The sequence below is a fragment of the Algoriphagus faecimaris genome (assembly GCF_900101705.1).
Classification (GTDB): domain Bacteria; phylum Bacteroidota; class Bacteroidia; order Cytophagales; family Cyclobacteriaceae; genus Algoriphagus; species Algoriphagus faecimaris.
In genome coordinates this window covers 1-21,127 of sequence record NZ_FNAC01000039.1, presented here as the reverse complement: position 1 = coordinate 21,127, position 21,127 = coordinate 1, and the positions used below count along the sequence as shown (strand labels likewise).

Below are 21,127 nucleotides of genomic sequence, written 5' to 3'. Positions count from 1 at the left end.
CTTGAAAATCCGGAATTTTGTTCAATGTTAAGTCAAACCAAATATAATTCTGTAGAAAGGAATACAAACTCAATTACAATCCCAATCTACGTGAACAAGTGAGTGATAAAATAAAAGGGAAAAAACATAAGAGTACCCTTTCACCTATTAATGAAAGTAATTTCTGACAATATTCGGCAATTCATTAATTTTGAGAAGCTCAAAAGCAGAGAAATTATAAAATATAAAAACCCAATATGACTCCAATAGATTTTTATCCCTTCGAGACCCAAAGCAAGTCAGACTGGCTGAAACTGGTAGAAAAGGATCTAAAAGGCAAAGATTTTGATCAAACTTTGGTCAGTTCGGTATGGGGACAAATACGTCAAGAGCCTTTTTACACTCGAGAAGACCTTCCCGGTACCAATCAACCCATGAGATTTCATCCTCCCTCAGATATACCTGGTATGAGTCCAAGACTTTGGTCAAATGCTGTTTCGATTTACAATACCTCAGATCCAAAAACCAACGAAGAAATTCTAAATCACCTCCAAAATGGAGCTGATGCACTTATTCTTCATTTGGAAGGGAACGAAAATTGGGACACACTCCTCAAAGGTGTTTTGCTCGAGTACATCTCCATTTATCTTTTGCCTGAAAATAATGAATTAACAGCGATTTGGGATTTTATCCAATGGCTCAAAAATCAGAAATTAGGCAACAACCAATTACACGGAGCGCTGTTATGGTCACCGACTTCCCCACTTTTTGAAGGACAAAGTGATTTTTCTGTAGCCGCAGACGAGGGGGCCAAACTTTTAGAAGCCTTTGCGAAATTTCCAGACTTTCGAGCCTGTACTATTGACCTAGCTCGATATAACAACTCTGGTGGCACAGGCATCCAAGAGATTACTTTTGGTTTGGGAGAGCTCATAGAGATTACCACGCATTGGATCGAAAGCGGATTAAATGCTCAATTTGTCTTTGAAAATATCGCTTTCCACAGTGCTGTAGGATCAGCTCATTTTCCCGAAATAGTCAAATTAAAATCATTGAGAAAACTGATCAGCGATGTAACAGGAAAATTTGGTGCAGCGCAAGACCAAGAATCTATCCACCTACTTTGCTCGACTTCACAATTCTCCAAATCCTACCTAGACAAGAATTCAAATTACATTCGACAGACTTATGAAGCCAGCGCTGCCATTATCGGTGGATGCAATACCCTTTGGGTCCGTCCAGCAGAAGGGGAATCCGCTGGTTCTTTGGAAACAAGGATAGCCAGAAATGTATCCACTGTGCTACGCGAAGAAAGTTATCTGGATAAGGTCATCGACCCTTCAGCAGGTGCTTACTACTTGGAAAGTATTCAGGCAAAACTGGAGGATATTCTCCGGGAAAATATCGCCGAACTAGAAAAGAATGGTGGTTGGCTTGCTCAATTCAAAAGCCGAATAGTTCAAAAAGAAATACGGGAAGCTAGAAAAAGCACTCAAGAACTGATTGTAAATCACGAAAAAGTCATCATCGGTGCCAATTACTCCATCCCAGATGAAAAATTAGTAAATAACCTGCTCTTTCATCCTATCCAAGAGGAAGAATATGCACTTCTTCCCACCCGAGCGACTTATCTTTTAGAAAGTAAAAAACTAAATCAATGAGACCTGATTTTACCCACTGGAATTCCAGAAAAATAAGTACCAACACCCAAGACTCACAGGTATGGGAAGCACCCGAGCAAATTCAAATCCCAGCAGCTTTTGATCCTGACAAAATCATAAAACTTCCTCATCTTAATTTCTCTGCGGGATTACCACCCTATTTGAGAGGGCCATATTCCACGATGTACATCATACGGCCGTGGACTATTCGACAATATGCGGGATTTTCGACAGCGGAGGAATCCAATGCTTTTTACCGAAGAAATTTAGCTGCGGGACAGAAGGGGCTTTCAGTGGCTTTTGATTTGGCCACACATAGAGGCTATGATTCTGACCATCCCCGGGTCGTCGGTGACGTAGGAAAAGCAGGAGTAGCCATTGATACTGTGGAGGATATGAAAATCCTCTTTGATCAAATCCCTCTGGATCAAATGTCTGTTTCCATGACCATGAATGGGGCTGTAATTCCCATTTTGGCATTTTATATCGTAGCTGCAGAGGAGCAAGGAGTCTCAGCTGAAAAACTCAGCGGAACCATCCAAAATGATATTTTAAAAGAATTCATGGTCCGCAACACCTACATCTATCCCCCTTTGCCTAGCATGGATATTATCGCGGATATTTTTGAGTTTACTTCCAAAAAAATGCCTCGTTTTAATTCCATTTCAATCTCCGGCTACCACATGCAAGAAGCAGGAGCGACAGCGGATATTGAGTTGGCTTATACCTTGGCAGATGGACTAGAATACCTGAGAACGGGGATTAAAGCCGGATTGGATATTGATGATTTTGCACCTAGGCTTTCCTTCTTCTGGGCGATTGGAATGAATTATTTTATGGAAATAGCAAAACTCAGGGCAGGAAGGTTACTCTGGGCTAAAATTGTGAAAAAGTTCAACCCAAAAAGTCAAAAGTCGCTTGCCCTCAGAACCCATTGCCAAACATCAGGCTGGTCACTGACCGAGCAAGACCCCTATAACAATATCGCCAGAACCGCTATCGAAGCGCTTGGAGCTACGATGGGACATACCCAATCACTCCATACCAATTCATTGGATGAGGCAATTGCTCTTCCAACTGACTTTTCTGCTCGAATCGCAAGGAATACGCAATTGATTTTACAACAAGAAACAGGGATCACTGATGTCGTGGACCCCTGGGGTGGATCTCATTATGTCGAATACCTCACCGATCAGCTGGTACAGCGAGCTTGGACACTTATCGAAGAAGTGGAAAGTCTTGGCGGTATGGCAAAGGCGATAGAAGCTGGACTGCCCAAGCTAAGAATTGAAGAAGCAGCTGCAAAAAAACAAGCTAGAATCGATGGAGGAAAAGATATCATCGTAGGCGTCAACCGCTATCAAATCAAAGATGATTCTGGAATTGAAGTCAGAGAAGTGGATAATCAGTCAGTGAGAGAATCACAATTGAGACGGCTGGAGGAAGTCAAAAAGCAAAGAAACCAAGAAGAAGTTAATCAAAGCTTAAATGCACTGACAGCTGCCGCTAAAGACAAAAAAGGCAATTTACTGGAACTAGCCGTGGAGGCAGCCCGAAAAAGAGCTACTTTAGGTGAAATATCCGATGCAATGGAAAAAGCATTCGGAAGGCATCAAGCTCAAACCAAATCTATCACCGGTGTATACGCAGCAGAAGTGAAAAATCAGGACTCATTCAAACAAGCAAGTGCACTCGCTGATCAATTTGCCGAAATGGAAGGCCGAAGACCGAGAATCATGATCGCTAAAATGGGGCAAGATGGACATGACAGAGGGGCAAAAGTAATTGCTACCGGTTTTGCGGATTTGGGCTTTGATGTGGACATAGGACCTTTATTTCAGACACCTAAGGAAGTCGCTGAGCAAGCCATAGAGAATGATGTGCATATCGTAGGAGCTTCCTCCTTAGCTGCAGGACACAAGACGCTGATTCCAGAATTAATCAGGGAATTGGCAAAATTGGGAAGGGATGACATCATGGTGGTAGCGGGAGGTGTGATCCCCGCCAAAGATTATGACTTTCTTTTCAAGGCAGGGGTGTCAGCCGTTTTCGGTCCTGGCACTGTGCTTTCCGAAGCGGCTATAGAGGTGCTAAAGCAATTATTGAGCTCCTCAGAAGAGTCGGCTTGATCAGTATATTCCTATTTCTGATCGATCATTAACAAATAGAACAACTTGAAATCTCCTTCCTCATGGAAACATATACCTTCATTTATGATCCTGAACTTCCTGAGGAGGAGATTCAAAATTTTATCAGAAAACTCTCTCCATCACCGAGAGCGAGTATTTCTTTTGATCAGTTTTCAATTACCAAATTCAATAAAGAAGACTCCTTACTATGCTGGCTTCCGGATGACAAGAGCATTCAACTTCTTCAGCAAATCAACTCCGAAAGCCCATCCTTGGCTTTTCTACCCCACCCCGAATTACAACTACTAGCCAAATCTATCGGTATTCCAAGCTCCAAGGAACCTGCTTTTGAGCTTTTTCTGAAGGCAGAAACCATAGGGGAGATCGACATTCTTAAAGTGAATGAGCAACTTTGTACCAATTCACTGGTGATCGGGGAGCCTTTAAGTGTCTTGTACGATACCTTTGAATCGAGTTATTTCCAAAACTTGAAAAAACGAGTCTCCAGATTTTCAAAACTTTTCAAAAAAGTCAAACTCAAATCATTTACGATCAACTACTTGGTCGACCAAGAAGAGAAAAGCATCCAAATAGCTGCATTGGGGATTTTGGCAGGAGCTCATGGAGAGAATAATCTCTTTTTTAAAAAAACGATAGGTGATTCAGGGTTGGATGACGGGATGATTCATCTGGCTATTTTAGCTCCTAAAAGCTTATTCTCAGTACTTTTAATAGGGTTCAAAAATATCTTCACCCCTTTTAAAAGAAAAAACATACCCCCTTTTCTAAGTTACATTTCCAGTCCTAAAATCACCATCGAAGCTCAGGATGAATTCGCCTATGCCCTAGACGGTAAGGAGTCTCACTCAAAAGCGCTTCACCTCATGCTGATGGAGGAAAAAGCAAGAGTCTTAACGGGATTTGAAAAGCAAAAGAACGACATACCCGTTCCAAAAGAACTGAACGTGTCAAGATTACCAAGTGGCAAACTCAAGGAAGAACTCACAAAAAGAAACCTCCCCTTGTTTCGGCATGCCACCACTGAGGAATTTAAGGATCTCTTCACCCTACTCAAGAAGAACGCACAAACCAGTTCTACCTACTTGGTTCTGATGGCCTTATCCACTCTTATTGCCACCTTTGGGATTTTTGCTAATTCCGGACCTGTAGTGATAGGAGCGATGATTTTAGCGCCTCTGATGGGCCCTATTATTTCCTTATCTATGGGAACACTGAGACAAGATAGCACCTTGATAAAAACCAGTCTTTTCAGCGTTTTTTGGGGAATTGTATTGGGATTATGCTTTGCTATTTTAATTACTTGGATGACTCCTCTGAAAACAATGAATCCCGAAATCCTTTCTAGAATCAGACCCAATTTACTGGATTTAGGAGTAGCCGTAGCTTCGGGAATTGCTGGGGCCTATGCACATTCCAAAGAGGAAATTGCCAAAACACTGGCGGGCGTGGCCATCTCCGTGGCTTTGGTTCCTCCACTATCGGTAGCAGGAATAGGCTTGGGATGGGGACAATGGAATATCTTTTGGGGAGCGTCTCTCCTCCTGGGGACCAACCTCGCAGGTATCGTGATGGCTGCTGCATTTACATTCCTCATCCTGGGATATAGCCCTTTCCGACTTGCGAGAAAAGGATTGGTCATCAGTGGTCTAATTTTGATTTTAATCACTGCGCCGCTTGTCCTCAGTTTTTCTGAAATGGTCAGGGAAAATAGGGTCATTCAAGAACTTAGCGGAAAGGAAATTCCACATGGACTGCTCAGAGATGTAAAAGTGATAGGATTGAGTCCGCTTAGGTTATCAGTGACCGTACTCTCAGATCAAAAACTAGAGCAGGAGGATTACAAAGCAATCAAAAATGAAATTGAAGAGAAAATCGGGCAAACCATTGAATTGGAACTGACACTAGGAATAAAACTAATAGAATGAGGTTATCCACCGTAAATCAATATGGCTTTTCCTCCTTCGCAGGTTATACCTGAAGGCGGCCCCACAAATAAGCAATTGGAAAAACGATTGTTTCTAATGTTATCCTCTCGCTGCAAGTCGTTGTACTGCTGCACTTTTTCTAAAAAATTCTTTACGTTGATTTTTTTTGAATAGGCTATGTATTCCCACGGTCCTCCACAGGGTTTACTTCCAAAGGCTACAAAATCCCAGTCTGAGGGATCCATACAAGGCTGGGACTCGGCAAGTTCTTTTATTTCCTGACCTAGCAAAGTCATTTCAGTAGAAAGTTCTACCTTCTGATCACTTTCAAAAGCAAAGCAAGAGGAAAGTAAAAGAACAATAATTAAAGAGTAGTTTAACTTCATAGCTTTCATAAAAACAGTTGTTCTAAATACGAGATTTAATCAAAAAACGATACAAAAACTCAAAATTCCCTCTTAGACATTGCTCTAAAATGCTGAATTTCAAGAAGAATTTACCTTCCTAAACAACAACTCACCTAACTCTTCGTTTTCTTTCTTATAATGAACAAAAATTTGTCCTTTTTCCTTCTCGCTCTTTTTTTAATAAGTGGTTGCACAAAAATTGATTTACCTACTATTCAAGAGGCCCCCTATGGTGTGTACCATGCTGAATCCATATCTACCATTATTCCTATTGATTTCTCGAGATCAGGCCGACTAATCACCGAGCACATAGATGATTTTTCATATTGCAGTGAGTATTTTTCCATAGAATGGCGTCTAAATAAGGAAACACCCATTATGGACTTTGACTATTTCAGCTTCGTCGAATGGTACAACGAAGAAACAATGGAAGATGAAATTATCATGGGCTGTGGCATCACCAGAAGAATTGTAAAACTAGGAGAAAACAACAGTCTCGAATTGAACTTTTTTGGCGATGACGGTACTTATTTCACGGATCCATATAGTATAGATACCTATTTTAAAATCAAAAGGCTAGAATTTTTCCCAAGACAGGAATCCATCAATCTAGTTGCTGACCAGCAATTTTATGACTTCGTAACTGAAGAATTTGTAGAAACAGAAGTCACCTATCGCTTTGAATTTGGATCACCCGCTTTTAATTATATGACTCTTCGGAATTCTACACGTAGCCAAATATTCTTCGACAGCTAGTGACACTAGTTTCCGTAGTCGTGAAGATAAGCGGTACTTGTGTGAAAATACACAGGCGCATGAATATCATAGATTTTATCCATCATTTTCCAAACGAGGAAAGCTGTGAGATCTTTCTGAAAGACTATCGGCAAAAAGCAGGGATTTACTGCAAAACCTGCAAGGGATTCCCTAAGCACTACTGGTTTTCGGGCAGGAAGTTCTTCGAATGCAGTGTTTGTCGAAGGAGAACCTCCTTAAAAGCCGGAACGGTGATGGAGTCCAGCAATCTGTCGCTGCATACCTGGTTTACTGCGTTTCTGTTGATGTCAGCTACCAAGAAAGGCTTTTCCTGCTTGGAGTTCCAAAGACAGCTGGGGCTCAAGCGATACCAAACAGCTTTCAGTCTGATGCATAAGATCAGGGCTGTCATGGGAAAGCGGGACAGTCTTTATTTGCTCAAGGGGATGGTGGAATATGATGAGGCTTATGTTGAAAAGGCAACCCGTAAAAGGGTTCAGGAAAACCTAAAGCGAGGAAAAGGCAGTCAGAAACAGGCGATTGTCGCAGTGGCTTCCGAATCCACCCCTTTGGAAGATCCTGAATCCGGTAAAAAAGGAAGCCATTGTGGCTTTTTCAAATTGAAAGTGCTTAAGGATGCAACCAGTGATTCGGTGGAACAGTTTTTGGAAAATAACGTGGATTCTTCATCGGTGTTATTTACCGACAAAAACACCGCCTATGTCGATCTGGAAAAAATGATAGAAGAGCACATCAAAGTGAAATCATCCAAGGATTCAGCAAATGGAACGCTCAATTGGGTTCACACGGCGATCAGTAACCTGAAGAAAAACCTCCTGGGTATTTATCACATGGTTTCAGAAAAATACCTGCAAAACTATCTGGATGAATTTGCTTACAAGCTCAACAGAAGATACTTTGGAGAAAAATTATTTGACAGACTCATTATTGCAGCTGTCTATCCATACGTGCAACATTACGAATAGTCATATTTAATTATTGAAACTAGCAATCCTACATCCTATCATAGCGTGATATAGAAAAGAGTTTACCATCTAAGCTATAACCTCTGTCTAAAACTATCAAGAACGTAACTGGAAAGGTGACCTCATTATCGTATTTAGGTTCAAAATTCCAAGTGGAGCGTTTCATAGCAGATTCGATTAGATAATCAGCTGTGGGGTCAAAACCCGATATCGTATCAACTTCTTTTAAACTCTGTGAATAATATTTTACTAGGTAGATTCCAAATTCATTTGATGTTTTTGGGATTTTAAGCTTATTTATTTTTGTAAAAAAGTCATTACCATAAAAATTTATCCGAAAAGAATCAGATAGTTTTAATGAGGTTTCCGATAAAGCCTGAAGAATCTGCAGCTCCCTCTTCATTACATACTCATAGCGCACAGGAAAATGCCTACCCAAGCATAGATTGGTCCTATAAATCCCAAACCTTCTATCCAAATACATCAGATATTTCTCCCCTTCCTTCAAATCTCCTCCCATACACAAATTGTTAAGGTCAAAATCAAAAAAAAATTGATCTAGTTCTACTCCTTTAAAAAATTGACTGACTTCAAACTCCACTTTTTTGGTTTTGGCCGAAGGGTCTTGAGCATGGACTTTTTTAACCGTCCCTATTCCCACAAAATCAGAGTTCCTGAAAGCATCATCAAGCGGTAAAAAGATGCATTCACAAGCAAAAAGGCAGGTACTCATCTCTAGAAAAAACAAAACAAGAAGAAAACGCATGATGGAATCTAAAAAAAAAGCCACCTTTTTCCAGATGGTTTAACGAAATTTATCATTTATTTTTAATCAGACTACATCCTCACCTCGGAGCTTGATGACTGATCCTTCCAGGAGATCTGAAATTCGTATTTGGCAAGCCAAGCGGGAGGTCGGAAAATACTCAGGTAAATTTTCCAATTGATCGAGTTCTATATCTGAAGCCTGACCTAATTCATCTTTGCCTTCCAAGACCTCGATATGACAAGTAGCACAAAGCGCCATACCGCCACATGTTGCTAAAATAGGATAGTCTGAGGCTTTTAGGATTTCCATCAAACTAAAGCCCATATCCTCTGGAGCCTCTATTTCCTGACGATTTCCGTCCTGATCTTCTACCGTAAAATTTACCATGGTGCAAATTTAGAATTTAGAATGAATTCACACCATTTACGGTAGTGTATTTGAAGCTAAGTTTTTGATCGGGATAGACGAATTTGAATGCAGAATGCATCATAATGGCAGCCTCATGAAAACCACACAAAATCAACTTGAGCTTGCCTGGATAGGTGTTGATATCTCCAATGGCATAGATTCGCTCTACTCCTGTAGAATAGTCTCTTGTATCTACTTCGATGGCATTTTTATCAATACTCAATCCCCAATCTGCTATAGGACCTAATTTTGGACTCAGCCCAAACAAGGGAATCAAATAATCGGAATCAATTTTGATTTCTGCTTTATTTTTATCCTCCAAGGTCACCGAATTTAGCTTGCCATTGCCATTCACCTCTTTCAAATTTGCTGAAAGAATCAGGTTAATCTTACCTTGATTAGCAAGGTCAAAAACTTTGGCAGCAGAATCTGGAGCTCCCCGGAAAGTTTCATTACGGTGAACCAAAGTGACTTTCTTGGCTACATTAGCCAAATAAATGGTCCAATCAAGCGCAGAGTCTCCACCACCTGCTAGGACTACATTTTTATCCCGGAAGGTTTCTGGATTTTTGACCATGTAGGTGATCCCTTTACCCTCAAAATTCTCAAGGTTTTGAAGAACCGGTTTTCTCGGTTCAAAACAACCCAACCCCCCTGCTATCACAATAACCTTGGCATGCACATGGGTTTTTTCATTGGTGGTAATGATGAAAGACCCATCATCCTGACGATCCAGGTGATCTACTCGCTCTCCAAGAGTAAAGGTCGGCTTGAAAGGCTTGATCTGCTCCATCAAATTATCGACCAATTCCTGAGCTTTGACTTCCGGATAGCCTGGAATGTCATAAATGGGCTTTTGGGGATAAATTTCGGAAAGCTGACCCCCTACCTGAGGCAAGGCATCAATTAAATGGCAACGCATCTTAAGCAATCCTGCTTCAAATACCGCAAACAAGCCTACTGGTCCGGCTCCGATGATGCAAAGGTCTGTATGAATCATGCTATTTAAACTTTATGGGAAAAACCCTGAATGTTGATTTTTGTTCGTGTAGAAATTATTAGTATGCTAAATTTATTCCTCTAACAATTGCCCATCCAAATTCTGGTAAATCGTATTGAGAATCCGCTTAAATTCTTCAAAATCCTGCTCGCTGAGGTTTTCCCACGCTTTCTCGCGAATTTCAAATATTTTAGGACGTAGCGCAGTGACTTTTGATACGCCACTTTCAGTCAAATTCAAATGAAAACTTCTGCGATCTTGAGGATGAGGCACACGCTCTACATAGCCCTTCTTGCACAATAAATCTACGATCCGAGTCAAGGTGGGGTGATCTTTGAAAACCAAATTTGCCAGTTCGGTCTGACTTAATTTCCCGTGCTCAGAAAGATTTTTTAATACCAACCACTGATCCACAGTCACATCAAAAGCCCCATCCTTGAACTGCTGCTGCGCATACTGCTTCACTTTACGTGCCGTACGATCCAATAGGAAGGAATATTTCGCAAACTGCTCTTGTGTCATACCAATAATTAGTATGACAAATATATAAATAAAGTTTTTGCAATAAATAATTCCCTATAAAAATGATAGGGAAATAAAGCCTCCGGAATAAAAACTTTAGTACAGCAACCACGAAAGTGACTAGTCATTTTTCAATTGCAGGAATTGAAGAAAGGTCTCCAGTTTAGAAAAACTTTCCCCTTCAAAATCAATAGTAAAAGGCTTACCCATAACTTTCACAGGCGATTGGATTTTTTTTATTCCTGCTTTAATTAATGATTTTTTGAGCCAAAAAATCAGTTCTTCCTCTCCAGTCACGGACCATTCTAAAGTGTCACTTTCAAACTCAACCCTTCCCCTTTTCTGATCAAAACGATAAGTACCTGAGGGATATAATTGATTGATCGAGCCAGAAATCACCAAATCCTCAGGAAGCCCTCCGAGCAAAGGAGCTCCACAGGTGAGCAACCAAAAATAATCAGCTGTCTCCAGGGCTATCTCCAAATCATGCGTCACGACTAAAATCGCTTTTTGCTCTTGATGGGCTATTTGCTGAAGCAAGCGCATAATCTCATAACGATTGACCAAGTCTAGATGAGCCGTAGGTTCATCCAATATCATTAAAGGACAATCCTGTGCGACCGCCCTTGCGATCATCGCCTTTTGCCGCTGACCATCTGAAATCTCCCCTATCAGCTCCTTTCTCAAGTATTCAATATGTGTGGTGGATAAGGCTCTTTGGACAATTTCCTTGTCATACTGACTTAAACTTCCTGACCAAGTCAAATAAGGAGTACGTCCCAGTCCCACAAGTTGCTCCACCGTCAGATTACTCGGTAGCTGAGGCTCAGATAGTACAACAGACAGTTGCTTCGATAGATTTTCGTAGCTAAAATCACTTACCCTTTTTCCATCGAGCTCCAGTCTTCCCTCTAGAGGTATTAACTGGCCCATCATGGCTTTGATGAGCGTAGATTTCCCAACACCATTTGGGCCCAAAAGGCAAGTCAATTGACCCGAGCACAGCTCAAAATTCAAGGCTTCCAACACTACTTTTGGCGCGTCCTTATTTGGATAACCCAAACTGATATTTTTCCCGACTAGTCTTGCTTCTGCCATAGCTAAAATTCCTTGCTAAAGTTTCTTCGAAGAACCAAACCTATCACTATTGGGGCCCCTATTAGAGAAGTCACGGCATTGATAGGCAGGCTCTCTGCCAACCCCGGCAGCTGGGCGATGCTATCGCAAATCAATAGCAAAGCCGCCCCAACTAAACCCGAGGCAGGAATCAACACCCGATGATCAGCGCTTTTCCAGATCATCCTTGCCAAATGAGGGACTGCAATTCCCACAAAAGCAATGGGACCACAAAAAGCTGTAATCGCCCCAGCCATTAACCCTGTACTTCCAATCATCCACCACCTCAATTTTTTGGTATTTACACCCATGCTTTTTGCATAGGACTCGCCCAGAAGGAGGGCGTTGAAGGACCGAATCGAAAAGAGTACTGGCAAAATTCCCAAAAACACCGAAGCTCCCAAAACTGCAACTTGAAGCCAATCCAAGCTTCCCAAACTTCCCATTGACCAAATGGTAAAAAGCTTCAGCGTCTCCGCACCGGAAAAATAAGATAAGACTGAAATAATAGAAGAAACCGCTGCCCCAAACATAATCCCCACAATCAACAGTGTCATCGAGTCTTTTACTCTCCAGGCTACTACACTTACTAGCGAAAGAATCAGTCCAGCTCCTAGGGTGCCCGCCAAAGCCAAACTCCAAGGGTGGATCGCTCCCATTCCAAAGCCTAAGAGTGCCCCAGCCAAAATCAAAATAGCAACTCCAAATCCTGCTCCTGCACTTATACCTAAGACATAAGGACCAGCTAGTGGATTTCTGAAAAAAGTTTGCATCTGAAGTCCGCTCAAACTGAGTCCCAGACCTGCAATGACGGCGACAAAAGCCTTTGGCAATCGATAATTAATGACTATTTGCTCAAAAGAAACCTTCTCCCAGTCAGAGAAAAAAATCCCTTTGAGAATCTGTACAGGCCCAATGGCTACCGAACCCAAACTTATATTGAGAAGAAAAAGGAGCATCAAAAGAAGCATTCCTCCGGCCAACAACGTAACATGGTTTCGTCTATTCATTGATCTGGGTATAGAAATACAATTCATACTCAGGCAGAAGCGAGGGATGTAAGATTTTAATCAAATCCTTCAGCACCCAATCTGGCCGCATATAGCCCAATTCAAAATATTCTAATCCTCCTGCAGGTCCTTTTTTTCTGGTATATGTGAAAATTTCACCTCGCTTAAATGCCTCAAACCCACGATATCTTGATTCCCGCTCTCCCATCTCCTTCAGACTGACAAAATCAGCTGATCCTATCCAAAAATCAGCATCAATAGCTTTGTCCAATACAAACTCATAACTCAACTCTAAGCTTCCAGTCCCCTTGAGTTCCGAAAAAATATAATCCCCTCCAGCATTTTCTAAAATCTGAGCACCCCAGCTATCCGCTCCAGGTGCAAACCAGACATCCTGATAAAGTACCCCTGACAAAATCTTTGGCTTGAATAGACTTTCCTGACTTTCTATTAATTTCTTGGCCTCCAAATACTCAAGCGCCACTGCATCAAAGACCTTCTTGGCTTCCTCAAATCTACCCAATAAAATGCCAGTAAACTTAATCCACTCTGCTCTTCCCAGAGGATGCTGCTCCACATATTCTCCATTGATGACAGCGGGAATACCTGAACGAGTCAGTACCTGAAGGTTTTTAAGATCCTCTCCCAGTGTCGATATCATCACCCAATCAGGTGACAAATCCAACATCATCTCTATGTTAGCAGCGGGAGCCGAACCCAAATCGATGAGTTGATTTTCACGGATCCGCTCCCACACTTTTTCTGATGAAATCAAATCGAGATTAGGAAAAGCCATCAACTTTTCCGTCTCGCCCAATAAATCCAAATGAGGAATATGGGTAGTAGATGTGAGAATCACTTGTTCGATCGGAAGTTGAATCACAGCATCATATCCCACTGTATTTTCCTGACTTCCTTCGTCCAAAATCAAATAGTCAAATGCCTGATCCGCACCGGTCCAAGGCTGACTGACTCTCACTGTCCAAAAATCTTCCCCTCTTTGAATTTGAAAACCTTTGGCATAATCTAGTTCAACTTCAAAAAGTCCTATTTGCTCTTCTTGTGATGGAGCATCACAAGCAAGAAAGCAAAAAGCTAGATTCAAAAACAGAAGACCGGTTATTCGAAGATTATTCAATTTTGAAAGGATCAATTAAAAGCCAAATTAACAGCAAGCAAGAACCGATTACAAAAAAATCTTTCTTGATCTTGCATTTGATCAGAAAGAGCAACTATGTTTGTACCAGAAATAGGTTTCTAAAAGCATATTCTTTGTTTTTAGGATTAAAAGGGAATTCGGTTAAAAACCGAAGCTGTCCCCGCAACTGTAAGTCTGAAAAAAGCTTTTGCTCACACATGCCATTGGTTCAAAGAACGGACTGAGAAGGCAGCAAAAGTCAGATAAGCCAGGAGACCTGCCTAATTCTGTAGATTCTGTGCTTTCGGAGGAAAAGCGAAGAAGACTTGCATCAGCTGTCGGTAGGTTACCGACCACGTTTCATTTCTTCCCATTTCTCTTCAAGCCCGAATCGAATTGATTATAACTTAATTCGATCAGGCATGATTTTATTCGTTTGGGTGATCTCCTTTTTTGGGTTTAGTCCGGAAAAGCAAGACACAGTATCTCTGTCCCCGATAGAGATCGAAGCTTCCTTTATTGATCGATATGATCAGGGTCAGAAGCAGGTCACTTGGGAAAAAAAGGACTTGGCTTCATTTCAATCACAAAGCCTAGCACGATTACTCGCTGCTCAAAGCCCCGTCTTCATTCGAGAATATGGTCCAGGAATGCTTGCTTCCCCTTCTTTCCGAGGTACTTCCGCAGGCCATACCTCTATTTTTTGGAACGGCATCCCACTCAATAGTCCCTCCCTCGGGCAAAGCGACCTTTCTTTACTTCCTGTCTTCGCCTTCGAAAGTGCAAGCTTACATTTTGGCTCCAACGGTGCCCTGATAGGAAACGAGGCAATCGGCGGCAGCCTGCATCTCCATTCAAATTACGAATTCGAACAAGGATTCTCTGCCCGGTTTTCTCAAGAAATGGGCAGCTTCGGACAAGCTAACACTCAAATCAAAGGAAGCTACTCTAGCGATAAACTCTATTTCCAAAGTAAATTCTACAGGCAAAGTGCCGAAAACAATTATACGTTTAAAAATTTAGCTTTACCCGGCACTCCAATTCAAGAACAGGACCATGCCGAAGTAAATCAGATGGGCTATTCACAAGACTTTGCTTGGAAAATCAACAATTCCAAAAAGCTAAAAACTTCTTTTTGGTACCATGAAGCAGACCGAGAAATCCTCCCGCCCATGGGTTCAAATAGTCAAGACCGGCAAAGAGATCAAAGTTTCAGAACCGTGGTTGATTATGAGAAATTGGGAAAGAAAAGCTCATGGCTTTTCAAAGGAGGACTTGTCCGGGAAAAGCAAGTTTTCAATGAAAGCATCAATCTGACCAATCAACTCTTTCTGGGCGCAGAGTGGGACTATCAGGCGAAGGAAGATTGGTTTTTTCATTTGGGAACTAGACTATCTCATATACAGGGTGACTTAGATACCTATGAAGCCGTGGATCAGCGGATAGAACTCTTTCAGTCAATCAGGTATCAGCCCAAGGATAATTTCAGTCTGGCTTTGAATCTTCGTCAACTTTCCTTTGCAGATCAGCTGCAGCCTTGGATTCCGAGTATAGGGATGGATTGGGAATTTTGGAAAAAGAAAAATCAAAGCTTGAAGTGGAAAGCTTCACTCGGGAGAGGGTTCAAGGTCCCCACACTGAATGATCGATTCTGGAACCCCGGAGGAAACCCTGAATTGCTTCCTGAAAAAAGCTGGACTGCAGAAACCGGATTGGAATGGAAAGCTGGAAACTTCTCCCAAAGTCTTACTACCTACCGACTCCATGTGGAGAATTGGATCATTTGGCTTCCGCAAGGTTCCTTCTGGAGCCCTCAAAATATCCGAGAAGTACGCTCAGACGGTATTGAATACCAAGGGAGCTATACCTACAAATCTGGAAATTTTTCATGGAGCACCCAATGGCAATACAGCCTCAATCGAGCAGTCACCGTTCAGTCCGACTCAGAAATGAATTTGGGGAGACAATTGCCCTACACGCCAAGACATCAAGCGTCACTCCTACTGAGAGTAACTTTCAAACAATTTCAAATCAGCAGTCAAAACTCCTACAATGGCAACCGTAAAATCACTGCGGACAGCGCCAGATCCCTAAATGCATTTTTCCTCAATGATCTTCATTTTGATTTTCTGGGACTGTCAGTAGGCAATGTGAAGGTTCCTTTGCAGTTCCGAATTCAAAACATAGGGAACACTGACTACCAAGTGATTTACCTCAGACCCATGCCGGGAAGATCTTATCATTTCAATTTATCTATTCAATTATGAGAAACCAATTAATCCAAATCAGTGCAATTATTTCGCTCTTTTTTCTATCCTTTTCTTGTACCGAATCCGTACCAGAAAGACCTCTGGGAGAATTTGACAGAGGAATCCTCATTCTCAATGAAGGGGCTTTTGGGAGTAATGACGGCGAAGTGTATCATCTCAATCCTAGCACGGATGAGTTAAAACCAGCTATTTTTGAATCCGCAAACGGAAGACCTTTCGCAGGACTTTTGCAAGATTTGATCTACGAAAATAACCTGATGTACCTTGTCGCCAATACCGGCAAAATAGAAATAGTCAATCCTGGCGATTTTACTAGCATCGGTGCCGTTACTTCTGATTTAGATCAGCCTCGATCATTGGCTGTCAATTCAGGAAAGCTATTTATATCAGACTATGGGCCCTATGATGCAGACTTTAACACTCCCTCATCTTATATCGCTGTAGTCAGGAGTACCGAAGGTGGATCCGTTGCGAAAAAAATCCCGGTGTCAAGAAAGCCTGAAGATTTGATTTCTTTTGGGAAATTTATACTCGTAGCGGGTTCAGAAGAAGGAAAAGTAGAAGTCATCGATTCCGAATCGGAAGAGGTCGTTGAAATCCTGGAGGTAGAAGGCAGTCCCAAAGTTTTTTTTGAAGCACAGGGGAGGATCTACCTCTACTCCACTGCTGCTGAAGAGGTGATTTTTTACAGCTTTCATCTGGATAATTTCACCCTAGCCTCCACCAATACCTATCCCATTTCAAATGCAACTGGTAAAATTGCCTTTGGCAGCAATGACATCATGTACCTTTTGACTAGCTCAGGATGGCCTGACTACCAAGATGGGATTGCAGCCCTATCCTTGTTCAACTCCACTATAGATTTAAATTGGCACGAGGGGTCCGGATTTTACGGCATTGGTTTCGACACGAATGCAGAGGAAATTTATTTGAGTAATGCAAATGGTTTTCAGGGAAACGGAAGCGTCACCGTTCTAGACCAGAATGGTGAAGAAAAAAGAAGTTTTGAAGTAGGAAGAGGTCCTTCGGGTTTTTTGATGCGCTAGAGAAAAACTGAGGCTGTCTCAAAAATGCGAAGACCCAATCAAATGTCTCCACACAGCAAGGGTCCACAGTATCTGTCAGCCCCTAAGTTCCCTTTTGAGACAGCCTCTATTTATTTTCTAACGATACCTCTTACTTGCTCAGGAGCAAAACTCAATTCGGTATACCCCATCACATAAGGGCCGATTTCATAAGGAATATAAATCAAGTATAAGCTATCCTCTCTAAAGCCAATGGCTTGAGGTAAGAAAAACCCTGTCTCAGGAAGAAAAAATTGCCCCGACTCTTTCAAATCTTGATCTGGGGGAATTTGATGAAAGGCTCTAAAAGAATCCTTTGCCATGCTCAACAGTTCCTCCTGATTCAAAATCAGCTGATCACGCTCGATTACCTCCCCACTTTGGGGATCAAAATTCAAAAAGTAAACTGATGAATTTGGATGAGCTCCTCCGGTGAAAACGTAGTGCTCAAAATAAACGCTCAGCAATGAATCGGACTGATGACTCACCCGAGCCTCGACTTCCAGCGAACATTCCCCATAGGCATCGGGAAATTCTTCTTTGAAGTCAATATAATTTTGAAGGAAATTTTCTACGCTTTTTTCAAGGTCAGCCGATATATCCTCGGAATCCAAATAGCGCTGAAGTTGAGTTTCAATAGTCGCATTGATCACTGCGCTCTGCGCTCCACCTGCCGCAATAGGATAGCTCAAGGAAACTTTGGCACATTCTTTACCTACACAGTTTTCTGCTTCTAGTTGGCGGGTATCCCACATTATCGCCTGATTTTTACCTTTACTACAAGAAAGTAAGGCTAGAGCAAAAAAATAGAGCACATATTTCATGAATTGATGGATTTTATACTATTAAAACTGCCCCGCTGAAGGAGATGATCGTTCAGAGAAGCCTTGGATCATAACCCAAAATACCTTTTTGGATCAAGAAAGAAAGATCTTGGTCAGCTCCCTAGCCAGAGTCATGGGGTTTTTGATGCCATTTTTGACCTCTTCTTCATCTGATTCCAGCAGCTTTTTCACTTTTGGCTGAGCATAAAACTGCTTGCCTAGTATCGCTTGTACCGATTCATGGAGCCATGTCAATCGCTGAGAAGCTCTCGTTCGCTCAAACCAACCACTTCGAAGCATCTGATCCTGAAATTTCAAAACCATACTCCAAGCCTCCTCCAATCCTTCGCCAGAAATAGAGGACCCTGTAATCACCTGAGGAGACCAGCTATTTTCTGCCAAGGGAAACAAATGTAAAGCATTGGAATAAGTGGATTTCGCTCTTTTGGCAGCAGCCACATTCTCTCCATCAGCCTTGTGAATGAGCAGCGCATCTGCCATTTCCATAATTCCTTTTTTAATACCTTGAAGTTCGTCTCCAGCACCCGCAAGCATCAGCAGAAGAAAAAAATCAACCATTCCCTTCACTGCTACTTCAGATTGCCCTACTCCTACAGTCTCTACCAAAATCACATCAAAACCAGCCGCTTCACAAAGCAGCATGGCCTCACGGGTTTTGGCACTCACGCCTCCGAGCGTACTTCCTGAAGGACTGGGCCTGATGAAAGCCCTTTTATCCAAGGCTAATTTTTCCATCCGGGTTTTATCTCCCAAAATACTACCCCTGGTTTTTTGGCTACTAGGATCAACTGCCAAAACCGCTACCTTTTTTCCTTTGGAAAGCAGTAACTTACCAAAAGCCTCAATAAAGGTACTCTTTCCCACTCCCGGCACCCCAGTAATTCCGATCCGAATAGACTTTCCCGAATGAGGTAAAATCTCTTGGACTAATTGACCAGCAAGCTCCGAATCGGAATCAAGATTGCTCTCCACCAAGGTAATCGCTTGGGAGAGAATCACCCGGTTACCCTGGATCACTCCCTGCTTATATTCTTCGAGACTTTTTCTTTTAATCATTTTTACTAAAACTGAAACGTTCTTCTCCCATGGGAGTTTTCTGAAAACTACCCATCAAAAACGGCTCATAGACCGAATCAAAATAGGGCTCATTGGGCCTTACCTTTACCTTTTTGTTCAATTCATCCGAAAAAAAGAAAACCAAAGTCCTGCCATATTTAGTGTGGGGCATGGATTTCGCAAATTCTTGCATCAACTCGTAATCCTTCTCTATGACTTTGACCGAATACACTCTCAATACTGGGCCGGTATTGTTTTCATTTCGATAAAAATCCATTTCTTCCAATTTTCCCTCAAATCGACTCAAACCAGCTCCAGAGAAGCTTTCCTTGGTGATATAAAAGACGAGCGCAATGACGAGCGTCAATATACCGGTAAATATAATTTTGTTAGTTTTCAAAAATCTTAGGGCTTAAACTGATTAGGCCTTAATTTAGCCGAAAAATTTGACATGGGTTTCGAATACATTAAGGCACTTCATATCATTTTTGTAGTTACTTGGTTTGCAGGACTTTTTTATATCGTACGATTATTCATTTACCAGACTGAGGCGATGGAACGTCCCGAACATGAACGGAAAATCCTCAAGCCTCAATTGGACCTGATGACCTACCGGCTGTGGTACATTATCACCTGGCCTTCTGCTATACTTACCCTGATTTTTGGTACTTGGGTGATTACCTATCGGCTAGGCTACCTTGAGCTGGGATTTATGCAGGCCAAACTGGTATTTGTGGTCCTACTCTATGCCTATCACCTAGGCTGTCACAAATTATTCAAAGAATTGCAAAATGGCCGAACTCGCTGGACCTCCACTCAGTTAAGAATCTGGAACGAAGCCTCGACGTTACTACTATTTGCGATTGTATTTCTCATTGTGCTGAAAAACACCATCGATACCATTTGGGGAATAGCAGGACTTGTCGGTTTAGGTGTCCTTTTGATGCTAGGCATCAAGCTTTATAAAAAATACAGAACAAAACCATAAGCAATCCATGCGCAAATTCAGTTTGTATCTTTCCCTCCTACTTACAGGAATGATGACCTGGCAGTGTACTTCCACAAGCACTAACTCTGAGGAATCACTGCCTATCTTGGGCAACTGGCATGTAGATGAAGTAAAAGTAGATGGAGAAACCCGAAATGATACGGTTTACCATCAAATCGCGGATTTTTCATTTATTAATCAGAAAGGTCAAGTTGTAGATAAATCCACTGTCGAAGGCAAAGTGTATGTAGCAGATTTTTTCTTCACCACTTGCCCTACCATTTGTCCAATTATGAAAAAAGAGATGCTTCGAGTTCATGAGGCATTCAAAGATGATCCCAACTTTAAAATCTTGAGTCACTCTATTGACCCGACACATGATACGCAAGAGGTGCTAAATGAATATGCTGATAAACTGGGTATCGAAAATGCCGACACTTGGAATTTCTTAACTGGGGATGCAGAAAAAATCTACGAAATAGGCCAAACTAGCTACCTCACTACAGCGATGGAAGACCAAAATGAACCGGGCGGATTTTTACATAGCGGAGCTTTCGTCCTCGTAGATCAAAAGGGACTCATCAGAGGAGTGTACGACGGGACTAAATCAGATCAAGTGGACCGTTTGATCAGAGACATACCTAAAATTCTCAAACCATGAAATCGAGCACGACGCAAACGACACACACAGGCATGATTACAATTCTTGCGAAGATTCCACCCCGATACTCGGGACAAGTTGTGGCCATAAAAATCAAATTATAAACACATGAAATATCCATGACGGGAGCGCGACACACAGGGGGATGATTATATCCCAGCATCCACCGTTTTCGTAGAAATCAACTGTACAAATCAGGACGTTATGAAAGCTCAGACAGTAAACTTTGATCAACTCATTGCAAGGGGCTGTGGAATAGATGTCCACAAGAGCCTTATCGTGGCGACTATCAGGGGTGAAGGCTTAAAGGAAGAGACCCGTTCCTATGACGGCTTTACCGAATCGCTTGAACAGCTTCGGGACTGGTTGAAAGAAAAACGTGTGACCCATGTAGCCATGGAGAGTACGGGGGTCTA

20 protein-coding genes, 1 pseudogene and 1 riboswitch are annotated in these 21,127 nt (G+C 42.0%); of the genes and pseudogenes, 10 read left to right on the top strand and 11 right to left on the bottom strand.

Annotation, left to right across the window (positions count from 1 at the left end):
* Positions 1 to 236: 236 nt before the first annotated feature.
* The 3 genes from BLQ57_RS16770 to BLQ57_RS16760 all read left to right on the top strand — a co-directional run bounded on the left by BLQ57_RS16770 (position 237) and on the right by BLQ57_RS16760 (position 5,715).
* On the top strand, positions 237 to 1,640 hold the full coding sequence (locus tag BLQ57_RS16770) for a methylmalonyl-CoA mutase family protein (protein ID WP_087940715.1): 1,404 nt from the start codon (positions 237 to 239) through the stop codon (positions 1,638 to 1,640).
* Complete coding sequence (gene scpA / locus BLQ57_RS16765; RefSeq protein ID WP_087940714.1) at positions 1,637 to 3,769, top strand: methylmalonyl-CoA mutase; 2,133 nt, start codon at positions 1,637 to 1,639, stop codon at positions 3,767 to 3,769. The genes BLQ57_RS16770 and scpA overlap by 4 nt, the downstream gene beginning before the upstream one ends.
* Before the next feature lie 62 nt (positions 3,770 to 3,831).
* Positions 3,832 to 5,715, top strand: a complete 1,884-nt coding sequence (locus BLQ57_RS16760; protein ID WP_087940713.1) for a TIGR00341 family protein — start codon at positions 3,832 to 3,834, stop codon at positions 5,713 to 5,715.
* Between the two features lie 2 nt (positions 5,716 to 5,717).
* Here the strand turns inward: BLQ57_RS16760 and BLQ57_RS16755 are convergent, their stop codons facing one another.
* Entirely contained in the window at positions 5,718 to 6,101 is a 384-nt protein-coding gene (locus BLQ57_RS16755; RefSeq protein ID WP_139162779.1) for a hypothetical protein, read from the bottom strand.
* A 159-nt stretch (positions 6,102 to 6,260) separates the two neighbouring features.
* On the opposite strand from BLQ57_RS16755, the gene BLQ57_RS16750 reads away from it, so the two are divergent.
* Positions 6,261 to 6,878, top strand: a complete 618-nt coding sequence (locus tag BLQ57_RS16750) for a hypothetical protein (RefSeq protein ID WP_087940711.1) — start codon at positions 6,261 to 6,263, stop codon at positions 6,876 to 6,878.
* 59 nt (positions 6,879 to 6,937) lie between these two features.
* Entirely contained in the window at positions 6,938 to 7,864 is a 927-nt protein-coding gene (locus tag BLQ57_RS16745; RefSeq protein ID WP_087940710.1) for an IS1595-like element ISAfa1 family transposase, read from the top strand.
* 28 nt (positions 7,865 to 7,892) lie between these two features.
* Here BLQ57_RS16745 and BLQ57_RS16740 read toward each other — a convergent pair whose 3' ends face one another.
* The 7 genes from BLQ57_RS16740 to BLQ57_RS16710 all read right to left on the bottom strand — a co-directional run bounded on the left by BLQ57_RS16740 (position 7,893) and on the right by BLQ57_RS16710 (position 13,794).
* A complete protein-coding gene (locus BLQ57_RS16740; protein WP_087940709.1) occupies positions 7,893 to 8,654 on the bottom strand; it encodes a hypothetical protein in 762 nt (253 codons plus the stop codon).
* Between the two features lie 42 nt (positions 8,655 to 8,696).
* Complete coding sequence (locus tag BLQ57_RS16735; RefSeq protein ID WP_087940708.1) at positions 8,697 to 9,020, bottom strand: 2Fe-2S iron-sulfur cluster-binding protein; 324 nt, start codon at positions 9,018 to 9,020, stop codon at positions 8,697 to 8,699.
* Between the two features lie 16 nt (positions 9,021 to 9,036).
* A complete protein-coding gene (locus tag BLQ57_RS16730; protein ID WP_087940707.1) occupies positions 9,037 to 10,041 on the bottom strand; it encodes an NAD(P)/FAD-dependent oxidoreductase in 1,005 nt (334 codons plus the stop codon).
* Between the two features lie 72 nt (positions 10,042 to 10,113).
* On the bottom strand, positions 10,114 to 10,563 hold the full coding sequence (locus tag BLQ57_RS16725) for a MarR family winged helix-turn-helix transcriptional regulator (RefSeq protein WP_087940706.1): 450 nt from the start codon (positions 10,561 to 10,563) through the stop codon (positions 10,114 to 10,116).
* A gap of 120 nt (positions 10,564 to 10,683) precedes the next feature.
* Positions 10,684 to 11,661 (bottom strand): ABC transporter ATP-binding protein, encoded by a 978-nt coding sequence (locus BLQ57_RS16720; RefSeq protein WP_087940705.1) that lies wholly within the window; start codon positions 11,659 to 11,661, stop codon positions 10,684 to 10,686.
* Positions 11,662 to 11,663: 2 nt separating this feature from the next.
* The gene (locus BLQ57_RS16715) at positions 11,664 to 12,689 is read right to left on the bottom strand and encodes a FecCD family ABC transporter permease (protein WP_087940704.1); all 1,026 of its coding nucleotides are present in this window, start codon (positions 12,687 to 12,689) and stop codon (positions 11,664 to 11,666) included.
* Positions 12,682 to 13,794 carry an ABC transporter substrate-binding protein gene (locus BLQ57_RS16710; RefSeq protein ID WP_240507853.1) on the bottom strand — a complete coding sequence of 371 codons (1,113 nt, stop codon included), beginning with the start codon at positions 13,792 to 13,794 and terminating at the stop codon, positions 12,682 to 12,684. The genes BLQ57_RS16715 and BLQ57_RS16710 overlap by 8 nt, the downstream gene beginning before the upstream one ends.
* Positions 13,795 to 13,923: 129 nt before the next feature.
* Positions 13,924 to 14,126, top strand: a riboswitch (cobalamin riboswitch).
* Positions 14,127 to 14,249: 123 nt separating this feature from the next.
* Here BLQ57_RS16710 and BLQ57_RS16705 point away from each other — a divergent pair.
* Both BLQ57_RS16705 and BLQ57_RS16700 read left to right on the top strand, forming a co-directional pair.
* Positions 14,250 to 16,094 (top strand): TonB-dependent receptor, encoded by a 1,845-nt coding sequence (locus BLQ57_RS16705; RefSeq protein ID WP_087940703.1) that lies wholly within the window; start codon positions 14,250 to 14,252, stop codon positions 16,092 to 16,094.
* The gene (locus BLQ57_RS16700) at positions 16,091 to 17,143 is read left to right on the top strand and encodes a DUF5074 domain-containing protein (protein ID WP_087940702.1); all 1,053 of its coding nucleotides are present in this window, start codon (positions 16,091 to 16,093) and stop codon (positions 17,141 to 17,143) included. The genes BLQ57_RS16705 and BLQ57_RS16700 overlap by 4 nt, the downstream gene beginning before the upstream one ends.
* A 110-nt stretch (positions 17,144 to 17,253) precedes the next feature.
* On the opposite strand, the gene BLQ57_RS16695 is transcribed toward BLQ57_RS16700, so the two are convergent.
* The 3 genes from BLQ57_RS16695 to BLQ57_RS16685 all read right to left on the bottom strand — a co-directional run bounded on the left by BLQ57_RS16695 (position 17,254) and on the right by BLQ57_RS16685 (position 19,462).
* The gene (locus BLQ57_RS16695) at positions 17,254 to 17,985 is read right to left on the bottom strand and encodes a DUF3298 and DUF4163 domain-containing protein (RefSeq protein WP_087940701.1); all 732 of its coding nucleotides are present in this window, start codon (positions 17,983 to 17,985) and stop codon (positions 17,254 to 17,256) included.
* Between the two features lie 93 nt (positions 17,986 to 18,078).
* Complete coding sequence (gene meaB / locus BLQ57_RS16690; RefSeq protein WP_087940700.1) at positions 18,079 to 19,062, bottom strand: methylmalonyl Co-A mutase-associated GTPase MeaB; 984 nt, start codon at positions 19,060 to 19,062, stop codon at positions 18,079 to 18,081.
* Positions 19,055 to 19,462 (bottom strand): hypothetical protein, encoded by a 408-nt coding sequence (locus BLQ57_RS16685; RefSeq protein WP_139162776.1) that lies wholly within the window; start codon positions 19,460 to 19,462, stop codon positions 19,055 to 19,057. Before BLQ57_RS16685 ends, meaB begins: the two co-directional genes overlap by 8 nt.
* A 51-nt stretch (positions 19,463 to 19,513) precedes the next feature.
* On the opposite strand from BLQ57_RS16685, the gene BLQ57_RS16680 reads away from it, so the two are divergent.
* The 3 genes and pseudogenes from BLQ57_RS16680 to BLQ57_RS16670 form a co-directional block, all read left to right on the top strand.
* Entirely contained in the window at positions 19,514 to 20,050 is a 537-nt protein-coding gene (locus BLQ57_RS16680) for a CopD family protein (protein ID WP_087940698.1), read from the top strand.
* Positions 20,051 to 20,057: 7 nt separating this feature from the next.
* Entirely contained in the window at positions 20,058 to 20,711 is a 654-nt protein-coding gene (locus BLQ57_RS16675; RefSeq protein WP_087940697.1) for an SCO family protein, read from the top strand.
* 204 nt (positions 20,712 to 20,915) lie between these two features.
* Positions 20,916 to 21,127 (top strand): annotated as a pseudogene (locus BLQ57_RS16670) (IS110 family transposase); the annotation flags it as partial.

What these genes read in the sequence shown, in the direction of transcription:
- BLQ57_RS16770 (WP_087940715.1), top strand. Translation starts at nt 237, where the DNA reads ATGACTCCAATAGATTTTTATCCCTTCGAGACCCAAAGCAAGTCAGAC.
- scpA (WP_087940714.1), top strand. Translation starts at nt 1,637, where the DNA reads ATGAGACCTGATTTTACCCACTGGAATTCCAGAAAAATAAGTACCAAC.
- BLQ57_RS16760 (WP_087940713.1), top strand. Translation starts at nt 3,832, where the DNA reads ATGGAAACATATACCTTCATTTATGATCCTGAACTTCCTGAGGAGGAG.
- BLQ57_RS16755 (WP_139162779.1), bottom strand. Translation starts at nt 6,101, where the DNA reads ATGAAGTTAAACTACTCTTTAATTATTGTTCTTTTACTTTCCTCTTGC.
- BLQ57_RS16750 (WP_087940711.1), top strand. Translation starts at nt 6,261, where the DNA reads ATGAACAAAAATTTGTCCTTTTTCCTTCTCGCTCTTTTTTTAATAAGT.
- BLQ57_RS16745 (WP_087940710.1), top strand. Translation starts at nt 6,938, where the DNA reads ATGAATATCATAGATTTTATCCATCATTTTCCAAACGAGGAAAGCTGT.
- BLQ57_RS16735 (WP_087940708.1), bottom strand. Translation starts at nt 9,020, where the DNA reads ATGGTAAATTTTACGGTAGAAGATCAGGACGGAAATCGTCAGGAAATA.
- BLQ57_RS16730 (WP_087940707.1), bottom strand. Translation starts at nt 10,041, where the DNA reads ATGATTCATACAGACCTTTGCATCATCGGAGCCGGACCAGTAGGCTTG.
- BLQ57_RS16725 (WP_087940706.1), bottom strand. Translation starts at nt 10,563, where the DNA reads ATGACACAAGAGCAGTTTGCGAAATATTCCTTCCTATTGGATCGTACG.
- BLQ57_RS16720 (WP_087940705.1), bottom strand. Translation starts at nt 11,661, where the DNA reads ATGGCAGAAGCAAGACTAGTCGGGAAAAATATCAGTTTGGGTTATCCA.
- BLQ57_RS16715 (WP_087940704.1), bottom strand. Translation starts at nt 12,689, where the DNA reads ATGAATAGACGAAACCATGTTACGTTGTTGGCCGGAGGAATGCTTCTT.
- BLQ57_RS16705 (WP_087940703.1), top strand. Translation starts at nt 14,250, where the DNA reads ATGATTTTATTCGTTTGGGTGATCTCCTTTTTTGGGTTTAGTCCGGAA.
- BLQ57_RS16700 (WP_087940702.1), top strand. Translation starts at nt 16,091, where the DNA reads ATGAGAAACCAATTAATCCAAATCAGTGCAATTATTTCGCTCTTTTTT.
- BLQ57_RS16695 (WP_087940701.1), bottom strand. Translation starts at nt 17,985, where the DNA reads ATGAAATATGTGCTCTATTTTTTTGCTCTAGCCTTACTTTCTTGTAGT.
- meaB (WP_087940700.1), bottom strand. Translation starts at nt 19,062, where the DNA reads ATGATTAAAAGAAAAAGTCTCGAAGAATATAAGCAGGGAGTGATCCAG.
- BLQ57_RS16680 (WP_087940698.1), top strand. Translation starts at nt 19,514, where the DNA reads ATGGGTTTCGAATACATTAAGGCACTTCATATCATTTTTGTAGTTACT.
- BLQ57_RS16675 (WP_087940697.1), top strand. Translation starts at nt 20,058, where the DNA reads ATGCGCAAATTCAGTTTGTATCTTTCCCTCCTACTTACAGGAATGATG.